General features: G+C 62.1%; 16 protein-coding genes. 2 read left to right on the plus strand and 14 right to left on the minus strand.

Annotation, left to right across the window (positions count from 1 at the left end):
* Nucleotides 1-2 precede the first annotated feature (2 nt).
* From ligA to EDF61_RS01480, 6 genes are all read right to left on the minus strand, one after another.
* Nucleotides 3-2,279 carry an NAD-dependent DNA ligase LigA gene (gene ligA, locus EDF61_RS01455; protein ID WP_286172049.1) on the minus strand — a complete coding sequence of 759 codons (2,277 nt, stop codon included), beginning with the start codon at nucleotides 2,277-2,279 and terminating at the stop codon, nucleotides 3-5.
* A 47-nt stretch (nucleotides 2,280-2,326) separates the two neighbouring features.
* Nucleotides 2,327-3,283 (minus strand): PP2C family protein-serine/threonine phosphatase, encoded by a 957-nt coding sequence (locus tag EDF61_RS01460; protein ID WP_133833026.1) that lies wholly within the window; start codon nucleotides 3,281-3,283, stop codon nucleotides 2,327-2,329.
* Nucleotides 3,283-4,494 carry an adenylate/guanylate cyclase domain-containing protein gene (locus EDF61_RS01465; RefSeq protein WP_105657141.1) on the minus strand — a complete coding sequence of 404 codons (1,212 nt, stop codon included), beginning with the start codon at nucleotides 4,492-4,494 and terminating at the stop codon, nucleotides 3,283-3,285. Before EDF61_RS01465 ends, EDF61_RS01460 begins: the two co-directional genes overlap by 1 nt.
* Nucleotides 4,491-5,039, minus strand: coding sequence for a hypothetical protein (locus EDF61_RS01470; RefSeq protein ID WP_133833027.1), 549 nt, complete (start codon nucleotides 5,037-5,039; stop codon nucleotides 4,491-4,493). The genes EDF61_RS01465 and EDF61_RS01470 overlap by 4 nt, the downstream gene beginning before the upstream one ends.
* Before the next feature lie 86 nt (nucleotides 5,040-5,125).
* On the minus strand, nucleotides 5,126-5,992 hold the full coding sequence (locus tag EDF61_RS01475; protein ID WP_133833028.1) for a biotin--[acetyl-CoA-carboxylase] ligase: 867 nt from the start codon (nucleotides 5,990-5,992) through the stop codon (nucleotides 5,126-5,128).
* 57 nt (nucleotides 5,993-6,049) lie between these two features.
* Entirely contained in the window at nucleotides 6,050-6,907 is an 858-nt protein-coding gene (locus tag EDF61_RS01480; protein WP_133833029.1) for an SDR family oxidoreductase, read from the minus strand.
* Nucleotides 6,908-7,102: 195 nt separating this feature from the next.
* On the opposite strand from EDF61_RS01480, the gene EDF61_RS01485 reads away from it, so the two are divergent.
* Together EDF61_RS01485 and EDF61_RS01490 are read left to right on the plus strand one after the other, a co-directional pair.
* Nucleotides 7,103-8,713, plus strand: a complete 1,611-nt coding sequence (locus EDF61_RS01485; protein WP_105657137.1) for an acyl-CoA carboxylase subunit beta — start codon at nucleotides 7,103-7,105, stop codon at nucleotides 8,711-8,713.
* A gap of 52 nt (nucleotides 8,714-8,765) precedes the next feature.
* Nucleotides 8,766-8,984, plus strand: coding sequence for an acyl-CoA carboxylase subunit epsilon (locus EDF61_RS01490; RefSeq protein WP_105657136.1), 219 nt, complete (start codon nucleotides 8,766-8,768; stop codon nucleotides 8,982-8,984).
* A gap of 79 nt (nucleotides 8,985-9,063) precedes the next feature.
* Here EDF61_RS01490 and EDF61_RS01495 read toward each other — a convergent pair whose 3' ends face one another.
* Genes EDF61_RS01495 through EDF61_RS01530 form a run of 8 tightly spaced genes read right to left on the minus strand, consistent with a single transcriptional unit; the run spans nucleotide 9,064 to nucleotide 19,815 of the window.
* The gene (locus EDF61_RS01495) at nucleotides 9,064-9,765 is read right to left on the minus strand and encodes a hypothetical protein (protein WP_133833030.1); all 702 of its coding nucleotides are present in this window, start codon (nucleotides 9,763-9,765) and stop codon (nucleotides 9,064-9,066) included.
* 9 nt (nucleotides 9,766-9,774) lie between these two features.
* On the minus strand, nucleotides 9,775-11,334 hold the full coding sequence (locus tag EDF61_RS01500; RefSeq protein ID WP_133833031.1) for a serine/threonine-protein kinase: 1,560 nt from the start codon (nucleotides 11,332-11,334) through the stop codon (nucleotides 9,775-9,777).
* Nucleotides 11,331-13,229, minus strand: coding sequence for an FHA domain-containing protein (locus tag EDF61_RS01505; RefSeq protein ID WP_133833032.1), 1,899 nt, complete (start codon nucleotides 13,227-13,229; stop codon nucleotides 11,331-11,333). The genes EDF61_RS01500 and EDF61_RS01505 overlap by 4 nt, the downstream gene beginning before the upstream one ends.
* The gene (locus EDF61_RS01510; RefSeq protein WP_133833033.1) at nucleotides 13,226-14,050 is read right to left on the minus strand and encodes a PP2C family protein-serine/threonine phosphatase; all 825 of its coding nucleotides are present in this window, start codon (nucleotides 14,048-14,050) and stop codon (nucleotides 13,226-13,228) included. Before EDF61_RS01510 ends, EDF61_RS01505 begins: the two co-directional genes overlap by 4 nt.
* A complete protein-coding gene (locus EDF61_RS01515) occupies nucleotides 14,047-15,144 on the minus strand; it encodes an RDD family protein (RefSeq protein WP_133833034.1) in 1,098 nt (365 codons plus the stop codon). Before EDF61_RS01515 ends, EDF61_RS01510 begins: the two co-directional genes overlap by 4 nt.
* A complete protein-coding gene (locus EDF61_RS01520) occupies nucleotides 15,135-17,489 on the minus strand; it encodes a DUF4129 domain-containing transglutaminase family protein (RefSeq protein ID WP_133833035.1) in 2,355 nt (784 codons plus the stop codon). Before EDF61_RS01520 ends, EDF61_RS01515 begins: the two co-directional genes overlap by 10 nt.
* Complete coding sequence (locus EDF61_RS01525) at nucleotides 17,486-18,805, minus strand: DUF58 domain-containing protein (protein ID WP_105661753.1); 1,320 nt, start codon at nucleotides 18,803-18,805, stop codon at nucleotides 17,486-17,488. The genes EDF61_RS01520 and EDF61_RS01525 overlap by 4 nt, the downstream gene beginning before the upstream one ends.
* On the minus strand, nucleotides 18,805-19,815 hold the full coding sequence (locus EDF61_RS01530; RefSeq protein ID WP_105661752.1) for an AAA family ATPase: 1,011 nt from the start codon (nucleotides 19,813-19,815) through the stop codon (nucleotides 18,805-18,807). Before EDF61_RS01530 ends, EDF61_RS01525 begins: the two co-directional genes overlap by 1 nt.
* Nucleotides 19,816-19,836: the final 21 nt, after the last annotated feature.

Genomic DNA, 19,836 nt, shown 5'->3' on the forward strand with positions numbered 1-19,836 from the left:
TTCTAGCCTTCCGTTAGTGCGGCGAGGGCTACCTCGCGCGCTGCGTCTGGGCCCTGTTCAAGCAGGACGCCGAATCCGGTTTCGTCCAGTACCGGAACACCCAGGGACTGGGCTTTGTCCAGCTTTGACCCTGCGGCTTCGCCGGCCACCAGGAAGTCCGTCTTCTTCGAAACGCTGCCGGTGGCCTTGCCGCCACGGACAATGATCGCTTCCTTGGCGGTATCGCGGGAATAGTGTTCCAAGGTACCGGTCACCACAATGGCCAAGCCTTCGAGGTTCTTGGTGATGTTCGCATCTTGCTCGTCTTCCATCTTCACCCCAGCGGCCTGCCAGGAGGAGACAATTTCACGGTGCCAATCCACCTTGAACCAGTCCACCAGCGCGTCGGCAATGATTGATCCGACGGAATCGATTTCGCTCAGTTCAGCCTCGGCGTTGCCCGAGTCAAGGACCTCGAGCAGGGCATCCATGGAGCCGTAGCGGGTGGCAATGGCCCGCGAAGCGTTCGGGCCAACGTGGCGGATGGACAGTGCCACCAGCACGCGCCACAGCGGGTTGCCCTTGGCCTTTTCCAGCTCATCGAGCAGCTTCATGGTGCTCTTGGTTGGTTCTGACGGCTTCTTGGCGGTGGCCTTGGAGTAGAAGTACGGGACGAGCTCGAAAATGCCGGTGCCTTCCCCCTTGGAACGCTTTTCCCGCCATACCTTCACCTCGCCAAGCTCGTCGAGCATGTCCTTGAGGTTGAACAGTTCGGCTTCATTCTTCAGCGGGCCGGAGCCAGCAGGCAGAATGATGCCGCCCTGGGTGGCAGGGTCCTCGCCCGGACCGCTGGTCAGGGCCGCTGCTGCTTCGTAGCCCAGCGCCTCGATATCAAGGGCGCTGCGTCCGCCGAGGTAGGCCACGCGTTCGGTGAGCTGGGCCGGGCAGGATTCAGCGTTGAGGCAACGAATGTCCACATCGCCTTCCTTGGCCGGCGCCAGTGGCTGCCCGCAGGATGGGCATTCGACAGGCATGACGAAATCACGCAGGTCATCGTTGCCCTCACGCAGTGGCAGCACCGGGCCAACAATTTCAGGAATGACGTCTCCCGCCTTGCGCAGGATAATGGTGTCGCCAATCTTGACGTTCTTCGCCTTGACGACTTCCTGGTTGTGCAGGGTCGCGCGGGCAACGGTGGAGCCAGCGACGAGGACCGGTTCCATCACGCCGAAAGGCGTCACGCGGCCGGTGCGCCCCACCTGGACCTGGATGTCCAGCAGCTTGGTGTGCACTTCTTCTGGCGGGTACTTGTAGGCGACAGCCCAGCGTGGAACACGCGAGGTGTAGCCCAGCTGTTCCTGGGTGGCCAGGTCATCGACCTTGATGACGATGCCATCGATGTCATGGATCAAGTCGTGGCGCTTCTCGCCGTGCTCGGCAATGTAGTCCTTGGCTTCCTGGCGGCTGCCGACAACGCGGCCGTAGGGCGAAACCGGAAGACCCCAGTTGCGCATCAGCTCGTAAGCCTGGGACTGTTCAGCAAGGTTGAAATCGCGGCTGCGGCCCAGTCCGTGCACGAACATGCGCAGCGGACGCTTGGCAGTCTGTTCCGGGTCCTTCTGGCGCAAGGACCCGGCGGCCGCGTTGCGCGGGTTGGCCAGGGGCGCCTTGCCCTGGGCAATCAACGCTTCGTTGAACTTGTTGAAGTCATCGGTGGCAATGAAAACTTCGCCGCGGACTTCGAATTCTTCGGGCCAGCCGGTGCCGGACAACTCCTGCGGGATGTCGCCGATGGTCAGCGCATTGTGGGTAACGTCTTCACCGGTGGTGCCGTCGCCGCGGGTAGCTGCACGCACCAGCTTGCCCTGGCGGTAGGTCAGGTTCAGTGCCAGGCCATCGATTTTGACTTCGCACAGCCACTTGACCGGGGTTTGCGGGTGCAGGCGTTCGGCATTGACCTGGGCACGTTCGAGCCACGCTTCGAGTTCATCAAGTGAGAAAACGTCTTCCAGCGAGTACATGCGGCTTGCGTGGGTGACCGATGCGAAGGCGGCGGAAACTTCGCCGCCGACTTCCTGCGTGGGCGAATCCTGTCCAGCCAGGATGGGATAGGTTGCCTCGAGCAGCTGGAGCTCATGGAACAACGCATCGTATTGCGCGTCGGAGACCAGAGGAGCATCGTTTTGGTAGTACGCCTCGCGGTGGGCACGGATCTGCTCGACCAGCTGTTCATAGCGGGACTTGTCAGCTTCTGGCGGAACGTTGGTGGCCTCAACTGGTGTTACGTCTTTTTCACTCACGTATTCAATTGTGCCCCACCGGCGGACAGTTTAGCTGGCTTGGAGCCCTAGTTCCCGGGTGCGTCAATTTGCGCGGACTCGGCTGCCAGCACATCAAGGACAATCACCGCGATGTTGTCCCGGCCGCCAGCTTCCAGTGCGGCCCCGGTGAGAATCCGGGCCGCTTCGGTGCGGTCCTTGTAGTTCACCAGCAAGGTCTGCAAGATGTCTTCGGTCAGTTCGCCCGAGAGCCCGTCGCTGCACAGCATGTAGCGGTCGCCGATGCGCGGCTGCAAAACGGTGAGATCCGGCTGGCTTTCGGCGCCGGCGCCAAGCGCACGGGTAATCAGATTCCGGTGCGGATGATTGCGGGCTTCCAACTCGGTGATCTGCCCGGCATCCACCATTTCCTGCACGGCCGAGTGGTCACGGGTCAGCTGCTGCAGGGCGCCATCACGCAGCCGGTATCCGCGCGAGTCCCCCACGTTGACCAGCAACAGGCTCGGGATTTCATCGGCGACTACCGGGATCGGCTCGGTAGCTGGAGCCAAACTGGCGCGGTGGTTCTCCAGCATTTGCGGAGTGATCTTGGAGATGACATCAGTGTTCTGCGTCATCGCGAAACTTGAGGTCCAGGGCGGCACCGCGGCCAGTGGAGCGGTCACATTGTCCCGGCCTTTGCCCGGGGTCTTGATCTGCACCAATGCGCACAAGGTAGTGCCGCCACGTGATTCAAGCGCTTCGCGAATGCGGTCATCAGCCAGCTGCACCTGGCGCTGGACATCCGGCACGGATGGCAGTTTCCGAACCGACGTCTTATTGGCGAAGGTGCAGATTTCCTGCATGGTTTCCACCGCAAGCTGGCTGGCCACCTCGCCAGCTTCGTGACCGCCCATGCCGTCGGCTACCGCATACACGATGTCGTGAATCAGGATGCGGTCCTGGTTTTGCGTTCGTTTCCGGCCCACGTCCGTCAGCCCTGCCGCGGCGAGGATGAACGGTACCGGTGCTGGTTCTTTAGCCATTAGTCGATCACCAGTCCTGCTCCCTCGCCTGCCGAGAGCTCATAGGGTTGAATGTCTCCAAAGCCGCGCACCGCGGTGATTTCCTGGGCGGTGAGCACAAAGCGTGCGTCATTGCGCAGGGTGTTTGCGGTAATCGCGTCGGTCAGCACGGTGCCCGGTTCCGCCAGCGAGGTCAGCCGAGCCGCCATGTTCACCGTAGGACCATAGATATCGCCCAGGCGTGAGAGCAGCCGGCCCCAGACCACCGCGCCGCGGGTTTGCGGGAAGAGCTCGTCCTTGGCCAGCTCGCGCGACAGGGACAGCGCAATCTCGGCGCCGGCCTGCGGGGTTTCGGCCACGTAGAGCACTTCATCGCCAATGGTCTTGACCAGGCGGCCACCGCCCACGGAAATGACTTCGGCGCATTTGGCTTCGAAGCGCTGCACCAGCTGGGCCAGGGTGCGCTCGTTCATGCGGCGCGACAGCGAAGTGTAGGAGACCAGGTCGGCAAAGCCCACCGCACGGGCCAGCGGCAGCGGGGTGCCGCCATCTTCGTCGCCACGGTCTTGGTTGTAGGCAGCCACTCCCGTTTCCACCCGCAATGCCATGCGGTGCACGGCAGAGTTCAGCTGGCGGCGCCATGAGTAGAGCAGCAGGTCTTCAATCGCTGGAATGATTTCGGGCAGCAGGCCGAAAAGCTGGCGGCGCGCCTGGCGATCCGACATGTTCTGGTTGGCGATCATGTCCTCAACCAGGGCTTCGATCTGCCATACCACCATGCGGTCAGTCATCTGGCCAACCGAACGCATCAGGGAAATGGCGGTTTCTTCGGTCAGCTTGCCTTCGCGGACCATCCCCACCATGGTGCCCAGGGCTTCCTTGTCGGCCTGGGTGAAGAACACTTCATCATCGCTGAGTTCAGGGAAGCCGATGGCGCGCCAGAGCTTGCGCGCGGAGTGCAGGGAAACACCGGCCTCGGAAGCGACCTCGCGTCGACGGAATTCGCGTTGGCCGCCGATGAGCCGCCTTTCCAGCGAAGCGACGGTGTCGCGGACAGCGTCGGGGGTGTGGGCCGGAATGCGCAAGGGGCCTTCCATGGCCTGCGCAAGTTCGAAAATTGGATCCGACTCGGCCGGTGTGGCCACAGGGGGGTGCTGGCGGGCGCCGCGGACAGCCTCGGCGGCGGACTGCGGAGAGTCTGCTCGGGGTGTGTTGGTGTGCTCGGTGCTCATGCCCCCATGCCCTCACTGTTCGTCGTTTCGGTGTGCGCCGCATTCTGGTTGCTGCGCAGGTTCGCCATCGCCTCCATTGCCAGGGAACGGAAATACGGTACCGAGGGGACATGTGAGAGTCTCACATATCCCTGGTTCAGCACGATATCCAAGGTTCCCGCACGCGTCATGGTGTTCTTCGCCTTGCTGTGCGCGACGAGGTCGCGAACTGTAAATAATCCTACAGATTGCAGCTTGCCATCGTTGTATGTGGGCCGGAACATGATCCGCTCGGTGGTCAAGACGATTTGGCTGCGTAGCCACCGGGCCCAGGGAATCACGCTCCAGATCAGCACCAGTGCGGCCCAGAGAACCACCGAAACGACCATCCACACATTCGCGTTGCCAGCTAGCCAGTCCGAGAGATCGTCCCGGGAGAGATAGCCCAACGAGAAGGTGCACACGGCAGTCAATACGAGGAAGGCTCCCACGGGCTGGCGCAGCACTCGCGAATGTTCACGAGTTTTGATAATCACTCGTTCCCTTTCATGCAGCGGCAACTTCATCGTGTTGTTCCTCGCCCCTCCTGTTCTCGACTCCGTGTTTCGGTCATCATCTCCAATAATAGTCCCGGGCCAAGACCCAAGTCTGGTTAGGCATACTTTCCGTCGGCGCGCCGTACGTGGTGCACGTCCCCTGCCATCACGTGCTTCCGCTGCCCGGTTCCATATTCCAGGACCAACGAGCCGTCTGCGCCCAACTCGACCGCGTTGCCAACCAGCGTGGATCCATCGGGGAATTCCACACGCACTTCATGTCCCAGTGTGGCCAGCTTGTCGCTGACGAGCTGGCGCAAAGATTTTCCATTATTTCCCGGCAACGGCATCTGCGCAAAGCCGCCGACCCGGCGGAAACCCTGATCCAGTGCTGCGAATTGCTTCAGGTACTCAGCCAGCAGTTCGGTGCGGTCCAAGTTCTGGGCGCCAGCCAAACGCAGGGACGTCGCGGTGGGCACCGGAAGCTCGTCCCGGTTCTGGTTCACATTGATTCCGGTGCCAACCACTACCCCGTAGCCGTTGCCAGTTGGAACCATTTGCGCCAGTATGCCGCAGACTTTTTGCTCTCCGGCCAACAAATCGTTGGGCCATTTGATGCCCAAGGGGACGCCGCCGATATTCTCGGCGGCCCGGCTCCAAGCCAGGGCCGCAAGCATGGTGTACCAAGACAGGGATTCGGCAGGGAAGCTGGGACCGGGCACTGCCAAGACACTGACGGTGAGGGAGGATCCTGCCGGAGTTACCCATTCACGGCCCAAACGCCCTTTGCCTGCCTGCTGGTGCTCCGTGAAGTACACGCTGAGGTGACCGGCCTCGCCATTGCCAGCCAGTTGCGCCAACTCGGTATTGGTTGAACCGGAGGTTGGCTTGATATTAACCAGCCCCAATCCCAGTTGGGCGGTGAGCTCGGTGAAGAGCCGGGAATCGAGAACTGCGCGGTCGGTGCCATGCGGGTTTTCCATACCTCCAACCCTATGGCACCGGCCGATGATTACGCTTAGTCCTGCCTCGTCATCTGCCTAGAGGAAGATGTCTTCAACCAGCGGGACTTCGGGGTTCAAGGTGTACTTCTCCAGGTCCGTCTCGCCAGCCAGCGTCAGCACCTGTCCATCCGTGAAGAAGTTTCCGCTGACTCCGGCTGGCGGGCTGGCAAGAATGGCCATGGCGGCATCTGCCACGACCGAAGCATCGCGCGCTCCCTGAACCATTTCCTGTCCGCCCGGCAGGTTCCGGATGGCTGCGGTATCGATCAGGGTTTCGGGCCAGAGCGAGTTCACGCCGACGCCATCGTCCTTCAGCTCTTCGGCCAGGCCAAGGGTGGTCAGCGACATGCCGTATTTGGCCATGGTGTAGGCCAAATGCCGTCCAGCCCACTTCGGTTCCAGGTTCAATGGCGGGGAGAGGGTGAGTACATGGGCATGCTCGGAGGCGCGCAGGTACGGGAGCGCGGACTTTGAGAGCAGGAAGGTGCCGCGGACGTTGATGTCCTGCATCAGGTCGTAGCGCTTCATATCAAGCTGATCGGTCTTGGCCAGGTTGATGGCCGAGGCGTTGTTGACCACAATGTCGATGCCGCCGAACTTTGCCACGGCCTCTTCCACCGCGCGCTGCACATCGGCGTCCACGCGGACATCGCCAACTACGGCCAGGCCCTTGCCACCTGCTTCTTCGATTTGCGCAACGGCGGTGTGGATGGTCCCTTCCAGTGCCGGATGCGGCGTATCGGTCTTGGACAGCAGGACCACATTGGCCCCATGCTTGGCTGCGGCCAGGGCGATAGCCAGGCCGATGCCGCGGCTACCGCCGCTCATCAGGATGGTGCGGTTTTCCAGGTTCCCGGGAACAGGTGCGATAAGAGTGCGCGATTCACTAGTCATGTGATATAGATTACGCGATAGTCCGCCACTAAGCTACTGTTCAGTAACTTATTCTGGCGTGCCACGCACCAGATATCGGGCCATTTTGTAAGATTCCTACAAACAAATGAGCTGTTTGCCCAGCTAGACTGGCTTAGTTGGCATTTTTCTTGTGCCATTCCTACACATTGAAGACAACTCGAGGGAGTCGAAGGCATGACGCAGGGCAGAACCGAGGCAGCCGAGTCAATCGACCTGTCCACCACCGCCGGAAAGCTTGCTGAGTTCCGCCGCCGCCAGAAGCTCTCTAAAGCGCCAAGTGGCGAAGCAGCGATTGAAAAGCAGCACTCCCGCGGCAAGCACACTGCCCGCGAACGCATTGAAATGCTCATGGACGAGGATTCCTTCGTTGAGTTCGACGCCCTCGCAGTCCACCGCTCCACCGCCTTCGGCATGGAGAAGAAGAAGCCATTAGGCGATGGCCTGGTCTCCGGCTACGGCACCGTCGATGGCCGCCTGGTGGCTGTCTACTCCCAGGACTTCACCGTCTACGGCGGCTCCCTGTCCCAGGTCAATGGCGAGAAAATCGTCAAGGTCCAGGAATTTGCGCTGCGCAACGGCTGCCCAGTTGTCGGCATCCTGGATGGCGGAGGTGCCCGCATCCAAGAAGGCGTCGCTTCCCTGGCCATGTTCGCCGACATCTTCCGCAACAATGTCCATGCCTCGGGCGTTGTCCCGCAGATCTCGCTGATCATGGGCCCATCGGCCGGTGGTGCAGCGTACTCCCCTGCACTGACCGACTACGTGATCATGGTCGACAAGACCAGCCACATGTTCATCACCGGTCCGGACGTCATCAAGACGGTTACCGGCGAGGAAATCGACATGGAAACCCTGGGCGGCGCCCGCCAGCACAACGCCAATACCGGTACCGCCACCTATCTTGCGTCCGATGAAGAAGACGCCGTGGAGTTCTGCAAGGAACTGCTGGACTTCCTCCCGTCGTCCAACCTCTCGGATCCGCTGATTGCCGAATTCGATGAAGAGCTGGATATCACTGCCGAGGACCTGGAGCTCGATACGCTCATCCCGGACTCCGCCAACCAGCCTTATGACATGCGCACGGTCATCGAGTCGGTTGTCGACGACGAGCATTTCTTTGAAATGCAGTCGCTGTACGCACCGAACGTGATGATTGGCTACGCCCGCATCGAAGGGCGCACCGTGGGCATCGTCGCCAACCAGCCAATGCAGTTCGCTGGCACCTTGGATATCGCCGCCTCGGAAAAAGCTGCCCGCTTCGTGCGCAACTGCGACGCCTTCAACATCCCGATCCTCACCTTCGTGGACGTGCCAGGCTTCCTGCCGGGCAAGGACCAGGAATTCCAGGGCATCATCCGCCGCGGTGCGAAGCTGCTCTACGCCTACGCCGAGGCCACGGTGCCGAAGCTGACCGTGATCACCCGCAAGGCCTACGGCGGAGCGTACATCGTGATGGGTTCGAAGAAGCTGGGCGCGGACCTGAACCTGGCTTGGCCTACCGCGCAAATCGGCGTGATGGGTGCCCAGGGCGCAGTGAACATCCTCTACCGCCGCGATCTGGCCGCAGTGGAAGCCGAAGGCGGAGACGTCGAGGCCCGCCGCAAGCAGATTATCGACGACTACGAGGCCGAACTGCTCAACCCCTACCAGGCGGCGGAGCTGGGTTACGTGGATGCGGTCATCGCCCCGAGCGAGACCCGCTTCCAGCTGGTTCGCGGCCTGCGCGCGCTGCGCGAGAAGCACGTTAGCCTGCCTCCGAAGAAGCATGGCAACATCCCGCTGTAAGCAGCAGTGCCTGCCCGCCTAGTACCAGCTAAAACCAATAAGGAGCACTCCCATGGAACAGAACGCTGCGTTGCCTGTTGCCCCGCAGATCCGCGTCACCAAGGGAAACCCCAGTGACGAGGAAGTGGCGGTAGTTACCGCGCTGCTCGCTGCCATGGGCAATACTCCGGCTCCTGCACCAGAAGCCGCAGAGCCCAAAAAGCGTGTAGCCCGGATCCGCAGGCGCCGGGCGCTGGCCCCGCGTTTGGGCTGGACTATTGGCCGGCGCTAAGGCCTGCTGAAAGCGATGGCCCGGAACGTTCCCTAGCGGAATTTTCCGGGCCATTGCTCTGTGCAGCGCCGCTGGCAACCTAGTCTTCGTCGGGAACTTCGAAGTCCAAGATGGCTAGGTCTGCACGAGTCACCAGATGCGAACTCACAGCATGTTCCACCAGTCGCGCCCTGCGGTTGGTGGCCAATTTTCCAGGCCCCCCGCGCAGCCCGGCCACGCCGGCCTTGTCCAATTTGTCGCAGACGTTATCGAGTTTGCGATTGAACTTCGTAATTCCCCACCCCAGCCGGGCGGCGGCAGCGGCACTCGTGGGAATTGAACTCAAGCCAGTGCCTTCACGGCGCAGCATCGGCTCAGCCAGGACAACGACCAAGGCCCGCTGGGCACTGGTCAGCAGCACCGGGCCAATGGTAGTCTCGCCCGAAGCGTCGTAGTCCATGTAGGCCTGCCGGAATGCCGGCTGCGCAACATGAATCGATAGCTCGTAGGTGGTGGGACCGGCGGTGAAAACCACGCCCACCCGGTTCAGCACCAGGGGCAGGCTCGATTCCGGCGAGAGCCAGGCCTGCAGTCCGCCGGTACGGTCAGCAATCGTCGCGGTCAGCCGGCTACCGACGTTATTAAGCCACCACAGCCCGCTTTGCTTGGTAATCGTCAAGAAGTGCCGGTGCAAGTAGGGATTGTCGTCGATGGCCAGATCGCCTTCTCGGCCGATGGTGAAGGGCTTGGCGTCTTGGACAGGATAATACTGTCCGCAGTACTCGATAGTTACTTCACTCATCTCTCTTGCCTACTTTCCTGAACCTGCGGCGGTGCAGAACCGTGCTCCATCCGAGATACGTCCATCATCGCGCACGAGCTTGACCTCGATACAGGTTTGTCCGCCTTTCCCGATCTCGGTAGTGGCGCTTGGGGACATCGTCTGCTTGTATTCTCCCGTTTCCGTGGCGGTAATTGGAGCCCACCGGTAATGGTCTGCCTTATTCGGTTCTGGGTTGGACCAACGGAAAGTTACAGTTTCTCCGACCGTGGAGTACGCAAAATTATCCACCTTCGGCACAGTGCCGCCAACCAATGCATCCTTGGGCCCGTCCGTCGCTGTAATAGGCGGGCCAGAACGCTGTGCAGCATTTTGGTCGGGCAAGTACATGTTGGCAATGACAGCGCCGCCAACCAGGAGAAATAGCACAAGGCCCACTGCGATGAAGACCTTCGGCAGTCCCTGGCGCGGCTTCGGTTCTGCCGGCGCGTCCACCGGCGTTCCTGATTCGCCTGGAGCTGCGCTCTGCTGGCCCGGAGCCGAAATGGAATCCTTCGGCATTTCCAGCCGCGGTATTGGAACTGACGGTCCTGCCTGCCGCAGCCGTTGCCCGGGAACGGAGGAAATCATCGGTGGGGTAGGCAGCGGACGCTGCGCATCGCTAATCGAAGTAACATTGCGAACGCGAGTGCTCTCGCCGTGATCTTCGTCAACCGCTTCTGCAGGTTCTTCAAGTACTTCAAAGGGCGTGACCGAGAAGCCCAGCTCGATCTGGATTCGTTGCATCGAGCGGGCCAGTTCGGCAGCCGAGCCGAATCGCGACGCCGGGTTCTTCGCCATGGCTACCGCCAGCGCCTGGCTCAATGATTCAGGAACATCAAGCCGTTCCAACGGCACCAACGGCGTATTGCAAATCCGCTCAATGAGTACTGCCTGCGAATTATCCTGTCCAGGACGGACGAATGGCGAATGCCCGGCCAAGATCGTATAGATCGTGGCACCGAGCGAGTACACATCCATGCGCACACCCGGAGGCATGCCATCGCCGAAGGCTTCCGGTGCGGACCATGGCACCGAAAGCCCAGCGGTGTGTGAACCGATAGTTCCCGAGATGCCGAAGTCGGTCAGCGCCGGCCTGTTGTAGTCGGTGGTCAGCACGTTTCCCGGCTTGATATCGCGATGCACAATGCCAGCAAGATGCGCAGTATGCACCGCTGAACACAACTGGATCGCCAGGGACAGCGTTTCATCAATGCTCAGGACGCCACGACGGTATCGGACGTCCAAAGAAGGCCGGGAACAATACTCCATGGCCAAATAGGAACGTCCGTCTTCGGTGATCTCCGCTTGGTAGATCGTGACAATATACGGATGGGTGGACAGCTGGGCCATCAAGTTGGCTTCCGCCTCGAATCGCTGGCGGGCTTCCTCATCGCTGACATCCGCCAGCAGCACCTTCACCGCCACCTTGCGGTTGGGCCGGTGCTGCTCGTACAGGTAGACATCGGAAAATCCGCCCGTGCCCAGCGGCTTGACGTAGGTGAATCCCGGGATCTGCGGTGCCGGAGCTGGCGCGCGCCGCAGGCTCACGCCAGATCCTCGAAGCGTATGCTCACGCCATCGCCCAGATCAGCAACATCGCCGTTGATCAGCATGATCTCCTGGTGCCGGGACAGGCGCCGTGGCCGCTGCCCTTCGCGCAGGAGCACGGTGCCATTAGTCGCACCCAGGTCAACCAGCTGCACATGCCATCCTTCCACTCGCACATGCAGGTGCGAACGGGAGATATCACCGCTTGGGCTTTCCACCTTCAGCAGGCGGGGTTCGGTGTCGGATTTGATGGCTGCTGCGCTTGGCTGGCGCCCCAGGATCACCGAGCGGTTCAGTTCATGGGCGTATTCGCGGGCGCCACTGTGATCGCTGACAATCATGCGCCCCATGGCCGGTTTGCGAACTTGCTGCGCTTGGCCGGTGAGGCGCTCGCCGCATTCCCGGCAGGTCGAGGCAGTTGGAGGGTTGGGATGCCGCTTGGAGCAAGAGCGGGCCAAGATGAATTCATTCAGCGACACCGAATTTTCGGTGCCGTCCTTGGCGTCCAAACCTGAAGCGGCGCTGGATTTCGGAACACTGGAGCCGCGGATGATCGTGTGCTCGTCGTCGGCTGGTTCAACCGGCCGCGCCGAAGAGGCAGGACTTCCCGGGCGCGGTTTGATAATCGTGTCCAGATCATCGCCCTGGCCGGTATCGTAGACGGTCTCTGCTGCACCTCTGGCGCCCAGCAGCTGTCCGCCCAGCGATAGTTCCTCCGAGTAGGCTTCCTGCTCGTATTGTGCTGGATCCTGAGTTTCTTCCGAGACTTCGGTCGGCGGCAGCGCATAACTCGTTGCCGTGCCATCTGTCTGCTCATCCCCGGCACCCTGTGCAGATACCTTGGCCGCGTCGGCTGCCTTGGCTGCTCGTGCCAGCACAGCTGCGGGGCCCTTGGGATCTCCTGCTTCTTTGGACGGCGCGGCGGCGCCCGGGTCGGATGCCGGCTTGGCGGCAGTTGGCGCTGGTTCTTTCGCTGCCGCTGGGGCCTTTGCCGGCGCGGGCGCAGCAGCAGGCTGGGCCGCGGTTGCTGCGGGGGTCTTTGCCTGCGCGGGCGCCGCCGCAGGCTTAGCCGCAGCTGGCACTGGTTCTTTCGCTGCCGCTGGAGCTTTTGCCGGAGCAGCCGCCGGCTTGGCAACAGCGGGGGCCGCCGCAGGCTTAGCCGCAGCTGGCGCTGGCTCTTTCGCTGCCGCTGGAGCTTTTGCCGGAGCAGCCGCCGGCTTGGCAACAGCGGGGGCCGCCGCAGGCTTAGCCGCCGTTGCTGCGGGGGCTTTTGCCTGCGCGGGCGCAGCAGCAGGCTTAGCCGCAGTTGGCGCTGGCGCCTTTGCCGGAGCCGCAGCAGGCTTGGCCGCAGCGGCGGCAGGCGCCATCACGCTTGGAGCTGCTTTGGCCGGAGCAGAAGGGGTGGCAGGTGATTTGGATGCGGCACCGGCGGGCGCACCAGCAGCGGCGTCCCCTTCGGTGCCCCACTCAAGGCTTGATACTCGAACAATGCCTTCGCTAATTGGCAGCGCGAACGCAGCTTCAGGATTCGCCGAACCGGTGCTCAAAGTCCATGACTTCGACTCGCCAAGTTTGCGTTCGGTCCAGGTCGCAATGCCGGCACCGCTGACCAGCTCGTCACCGGCAGCTGTCCGTGCGGTAAATTCTGGGGCTCCCCGCAAGACCAGATGCGGTGCCCTGTCCCGGGAAACCAAAGCGAAGTTCGGCAGCTCGGCAATGTTCATCTGGTAAAGCGGCAACAGCTCTGAGAGCAGTGCTTCCACCGTCGTCTTCCCAACGAGGTTGGACCACAAAACGTTGACCTGTTCGGCGCTGGCGCTGGCAGGAAGCAGGACGATGTGCTGGTTATTCACCAGGGCGTACCAGTCTCCGGGAATGTAACTCAGGCCGTTCATGATTTCTCCTCTTGGTGGCTCGTGGTCGATATGCGTGGGATTGTAATGCCAACATCATCGGGGTGCCCATACTGCACGTCGGCGACGATCACGCTGATATTATCGCGTCCTCCGGCGTCGATGGCCGCTTGGACCAGTTCCTCGGACGCCTGCTGCGGATCCGGGAAACGCGAGAGGATCTCCTGGATTGCGGCGTCGCCGACTTCGCTGCTCAGCCCATCTGAGCAGACCAGAATGCGTTCGTGCCCTGCTAGTGGCACCAGCCAGTAATCGGGTTGGCTGTTGGCGTTGATCCCCAATGCGCGGGTGATGACGTGCCGGCGCGGATGGGTGGCCGCTTGCGCGGCGTCCAGCTGGCCGATATCCATCAGCTCCTGCACTTCGGAGTGATCGATGCTGACCTGTTGCAGCAATCCTTGGGCCCACAGGTAGGTGCGCGAGTCGCCCACGTTGAAGACCAGCAGTTCGGGTTGTTCTTCCTGCCCGCTGGAGGTCCTTGCATCAATCAGCACGGCCCCGGTGAGTGTGGTTCCGGCTCGGCCGGAGCCTGCCTCCACAATGCTGCGGTCAGCTTCAAGCAGCAGCGCGTCCAGGGTTTCCGGATCGAGATTGGTGCCGGCGTCTTGGAATCCTGCACTCAGGATCTTGAGGCACAGGGCGCTAGCTATTTCACCGGCCTCATGCCCGCCCATGCCATCGGCAATGGCCAGCAACCGTTCCGAGGCCAGCAAGCTGTCCTCGTTCAGGGCGCGGCGCAGTCCACGGTCAGTTGCCTGGCCGTGGCTGAATCTGAGGCTGGCTGCCGGGCTAGTATCTGTCATGGACGTTCCACCTGGAAGTAGCGGTCACCGAAGTACACCGTATGGCCAATCATTGCCTGTTCCGGCTTGCCCGGGACAAGTTCGCGCACGTTTCCGTCTTCATCGACAATGGATGAGCCGTTGCCCGAATCCCGGTCCGTAACCCAGACACTGCCTACTCCCGGCTCGATCAGCAGATGCGTTTTGGAGACGGTGCGTTCCGGATCATCCACCACGGCCAGGTGAACACCTGCATCGCCCTCTGCGTAGGAAGGGTTGCGTCCGATCAAGATGCTGCCAGCAAGGTCAAGGCACCGGCTATCGTCAAAGAGCAGATGCAAGGCATCAGGCGATTGCGAACGAATCTGCGTGTGACCGAGATCTGCATCCGGGTCACCACCGGACTTGGACGAAGCGACTTCAACGATCTTCGCCTCCGGCTTAGGCTGCGAGGCAGGACGGGGACGAGACGCTTTGAGCGCCTCAGGCGCAGTGGCGCGCACGGCGCCTGGCACCGAATCGATGACTCCCGAGGACTTGCCGGGCTCTTCTTCTGGTTCGCCCACGAAGCGACGGCCCGGAGCATACTGCGGCTCAGGCGCGAAAGACCCCGGTCCCCCGGTACCACCGGTAGTCAGCGGATCCCGTCCAGCCTTGATATCCAGTACCAGCGTCCCGGCCGCCTTATCGTGCCATCCCTGCTTCTTGCCGTTCGCGTCGAATTGGTTGGAGATCACCATAAGCACCGGTCCCAGGATCGGAACGATACCCGCGACGGCTATCAGCAAACGGCGAATAATGGTCTTGCCCCAGCCCGGGCGCTCGCCTGACACAGTAGCGGTGCGTAACCCGAGGAGCACATTGCCAAGACTCTTGCCTGCAGCAGCTTCCCACCACCACAAGAACACCGTGTAGGCCAGAGCCAGGACGCCGTACAGGATGTACGTTCCGGCGATCTCGCCCATGATCTGCGGCGCATCCAGCGAGTTCACCATCCTGGATCCGATCATCGGCAGGAAAATAGCCGAGAGGACCAGTACTGGCAGGAAGTCGACGAGCCACGAAAGCAGCCGCTGCGCAGTTCGGGCATCTACCAGGTCCATTTTTACCGCCATGGCTTGCTCCTGTTTTTCCGTTGCAATGTTCGTGCCCTGGTGACCGTTTTAGCCGCCAACTCGTGTATCAGAGAGCGTGGAGAGTATTTCACCCGCATCTTGCCGAAGAAGCCCAGCGGCTCCTGCATCTTCTGGGTCTGCGCAATGACATCCTCCCAGTACTTCCGCACTTGCTCTTCGGTCGGTTCTTCAAGCGCGAAGTTCGCCGCATCCGCACGCTGCGCCAGCGACTGCACCGGGCTGGACAGCGCCGGGAAACCGTCGGCCAGCACGCCGGCACTTTCCCGCCGGGTCGCACCGCTGGCAGTCGCGATTCGGTGGTCAGTGGCATGGCTGAGCAATTCCTGCCAGCCACCGCTCACGCGGTCACCGGCGCTGCCGGTTTGAGAACGCTTCTGCCTGCGGCGCAGCTTCAGCAAGGCAACCAGCAGCAGCGGCGAGAGCACAAGCAGCACCGAACCCAGCGAAATGCCGGCGACAATGATGACCTGGCCCCAGCGTTCCCAGAAGGTTTTCGGTTCCTCTTCGACTTCCTGCGGCTCCGGTGCAGTTTGCGGAGGCAAATCCGCTTCTTCCTGCGCCGGTGGTGGCGGTTGCAGCACCTGCGGCTGCGGCACAGCCTTGGGTTCCTGTTCCGGAGGAGTGGGCTGCTCGTCTTCATTCGGCGTCGGGTTGAAAGCAACCCAGCCTATTTCCTCGAAAGCGATCTCCACCCAGGCATGAACATCGGACCCCTTGATTTCAACGGCTTTCCCCGGCGCGTATTCCTCCGGGTAGAAACCCATGACTACGCGCGCAGGGATCCCTTGCTCGCGGGCCATCAGCGCCATCGCGACAGCATACTGCTCGTCATCGCCGATCATCTGCTCGGCATCGAGCAGGCTGGTGATACGTCCCGCTCCGTGCCCGGAGAGCGAGGGAACCTGGCTCTCGGTGCCGTTGGAGAAGAATCCGGTTCCGGAAAGCATGGCTTCAATGCTCCGCACGCGCTGCAGGTCGCCGCGTGCCGTACCGGTGAATTCGGCGGCCTTGGCTCCCGCCGTGGCTGGCACATTGGCCAGCTCTGGCATGCGGAACTGCGCCAAATCCAGTTCATTGAGCTGGTCATCGCTCGGCTTGGCGGGGAAGAGCACCTTAGCCGTGTAGGCATCGCCCTTCTCCAGGCCAATGGAGCTCAGCGCGCTTTCAGAGGTATCGCTGTAGAACAGGGAACGGGCCAGTTCATCTTCACGACCGCCGGCCAGATCCAAGCCCATGAGCTTGCCTCCGGAAGGAACCCACACCCCTTCATAGTCCTGGATCGAGATTTCAAGTTCAGCCGCTTCGCGGCCTTCCAGCGTCTGGGCAGAACGAATATCGCTGGCATCACCCACGGGGGCAAAACTGCCACCAGCGGAAGGATCCACGTTGATGACCATGCCGTTGTAGGAATCCAATGCGGCCAAGCGGATGCGCTCGTCCTTTGGCAAGCCCTTGACGGTCAGCAGGGTGTCGTCAGCCATTGTCTTCACATACTTGCGGAAACTCGTCAGCGGGCTTGGATAATCGTAGAGATCCACCGGTGGTTCCAACGCATCGCGCAACACCTGGCGCGGGGTTTCGGGGGCCAGCAGCGGAGTGGCCGCGGCGGTCGCTACGCCGGCTCCGGCCAGCACCAGGGCTCCGGCGATGATGCGGCGCAGCAACATCTGCTGGCCGCCATGGGAATCAAGCTGCTCGTGGTTCACCGAGCTGAATCCGCCGGAAATGCGCGTGTCCATGAAGCGCCGCCAGGCAAGCCAACCGACCAATACCGCAATCAAGGCGACGCCACGGGCGATCGGCATCGGCACGTCGCGGGTGCCGAAAACAATACCCAGCACGAACATCGCCAGCAGCGGCAGCAAAGTCCAATACGGCGAGCGCAAATGCCAGGCCGCCAAGCCGGCCAGCAGCGCGGTGAGCAGCGCGGAAAGGAAGGCCACGATCAGTACGCCGCCGTAGGAGCCTACCGGTGGCGCCACGGTGAGCATGTCTTTCCAGCTGAAGACCAGGCCGGTCAGCAAGGTGCGCAGGGATTGCCCGGTGGGCAAGATTCCGAAGGCAGCCTCGCGTGGAGTCGCCAACGGCGTGCCCAGTACGAGGTACAGCAGTGCGAACAGGGCCATGGTCCGCCACGTGCCCAGCTTGAAGTGCACATTGGCCCAGGCCAAAGCAAGACCGGCAACAATTCCGCCCACGGCAGCCAGGATGAAGTTCAAGCTCGCGCCGTAGGCGTCCAGGAGACCCAGGGCACCAAGGACCAGGGCCAATCCCAGGCAGGCCGCGTCAACGCCGAAGCGCCAGAGGGGCAAAGTCTGTTTCATGCCACGGCCTTTCGCAGCATCAAGCCGAGTTCTTCCAGTTTGCCCAGGCTCAGTACCGTCAGCTCGCCAATGTTCGAGCGCGTCGGCTCCATGCCGGTCTCGCACCTGATAGCGATGGCGCGCACTCCGGCAGGCACATGCATCCAGGCTTCGCGCAGCGACTTTGCACTGGTCCTGGTGCCGGTGAGGAAGAAAAGCACCGACGCTCCGGGCACGATATCGGCGGTGTGGCGAACCACCTGCACCAGGTTCTCGCGCTGGCCAGCGGCTGCTTCGATGCGGGTCAGCGAGTCCATCATCATGCGGCCGCTGTCGGTGCGCACCGGACCTTGCTGGGTCACGATGGCCAGCTTGCGCTGTTCCGCCACTGCCTGCTGCCCGATGGAGGCAGCGACCGAAATAGCCAGTTCGAAATCTTCCTCTGCGTGCGCCTCGCAGTACTCGTCCAGATTGGTGCTCAGGCTCAGTGCCAGGTGCGAACGCCGGGTCTCTTCGAACTGGCGGACCATCAATTCACCGGTACGCGCCGTTGACTTCCAGTGGATATGGCGGCGGTCGTCTCCTGCCTGGTATTCGCGCAGGGCGTGGAAGGACACATCGGAGTTCGAGAGATCCGAAGTGGGCATGCCTTCGAGGTCGCGGATGAAACCAGCAGAGGAGCCATCGAGCGCGGTGGTGCGCGGATGGATGAACAGCTCGTAGCGGTCGGTCCATTTCACCTGCCGGCGCAGAATGGCGAAGGGGTCCTGGCGGACCGAGCGGACCGGCCCCACCTCCAGCACCTGGCGGCGCTGGGTCGGGATGGTGAACAGGTCTTCGTGCGTTCCTTGCGGCTCCAGGCGCGGGATCCGGAACTGGGCGGCACCATGGCCTACCGGAAGTTCCATCATCACCGGCGCTGCGCTGCGCGAGGCCTGGTTGGCCACCTGCAGGGCGCCAACGGCGCGGTCCCCCACAGCGACACGGGTGCGGTGCAGGTCCAGGTCCACGCTGAAATCATTGCGGCCCAGGATGAATCCCACGGAAGCCAGCAGCAGCAAGGTGGCCATGAAGGCGCCGAGCAGGGCCTCCTGCCAGCCGAAACTGGCGCCCAGGATCCACAGGAGAATCGCTGTACCCAGCAGCACGAAGCCCAGCGGCGAAATGACCGTGGTGACCGGTGCGAGGAAACGGGTGCTGAATTCCTTGACCCGCGCTGTTGCAGGGCGCAGGTATTCGCGCAGCACCTGCATTGCTTCGCTGGCCATGGTCAGCGACATTTCGGCCCTGCGATTCAGCCTGGTGCTCCGTGCAGAACGCTTAGCTCGTCTGCTCATTAATGCTCGTCCTGGTCCTTGCCGGCGGCCGGAGCGGAGTCTTCATTGCCACGGCGGGTTGGGGCCGGGACCTTGCGCAGCACCGAGGTGATGACCTGGGCGGAGGTGGTGCCGGTGAATTCCGCTTCCGGGTCCAGCACCAGGCGATGGGTGAAGATATAGGGCGCCAATTCCTTGATGTCATCCGGCAGCACGTAGTTCCGTCCCTGGCTGGCAGCCCACACCTTGGCCGCGCGCACCATCGCCAGGGCTCCGCGGACCGAAACTCCCAAACGGGTTTCCGGAACTTCGCGGGTCGCTTCGCACAGCGCCGCGACGTACTCCAGCACGGCGGTGTCCACATGCACGGTGGTTGCCAGCTCGGCCATTTCCACCACTGCTTCGGTAGTGATGATGGCGCTCAGCGCGGTCGAGCGGTCACGCTGGGTGCTGCCCGAAAGCAGCGCCACGGTGGCTTCCCGGTCCGGATACCCGATGGAGGTCTTGATCAGGAAACGGTCCAGCTGGGCTTCGGGCAGCCGGTAGGTACCGGCCTGCTCGATCGGGTTCTGGGTGGCAATCACCATGAACGGGCGAGCCTGCGGGTAGGTGGTGCCATCGACGGTGACCCGCCCTTCTTCCATGACTTCCAGCAACGCCGACTGGGTCTTTGGAGACGCGCGGTTGATCTCATCGGCCAGCACGAGGTTGGCGAAGATCGGTCCATGGTGGAAGTCGAACTGCCCGCTGCGCTGGTCGTAGATGGTGATGCCGGTGACGTCCGAGGGCAACAGGTCCGGGGTGAATTGGATGCGCGAGTTGCTGCCCCGCACCGTGGCGGCCAGCGAGCGGGCCAGCATGGTCTTGCCGGTGCCCGGTGCGTCTTCGAGCAGCACGTGCCCTTCGGTGAGCATGGCAGTTAGCACCAGCTTGATGGCCTGGTCCTTGCCCAGCACGGACAGTCCGACATTGGACACCAATTTGGCGAAGGTATCGCAGAACCAGTTGGCCTGCTCGGTGCTCATGGTCATGGCAGTGTTTGTTCTTTCTGT

This window comes from Arthrobacter sp. JUb115 (assembly GCF_004365035.1).
Taxonomy (GTDB): Bacteria; Actinomycetota; Actinomycetes; order Actinomycetales; family Micrococcaceae; genus Glutamicibacter.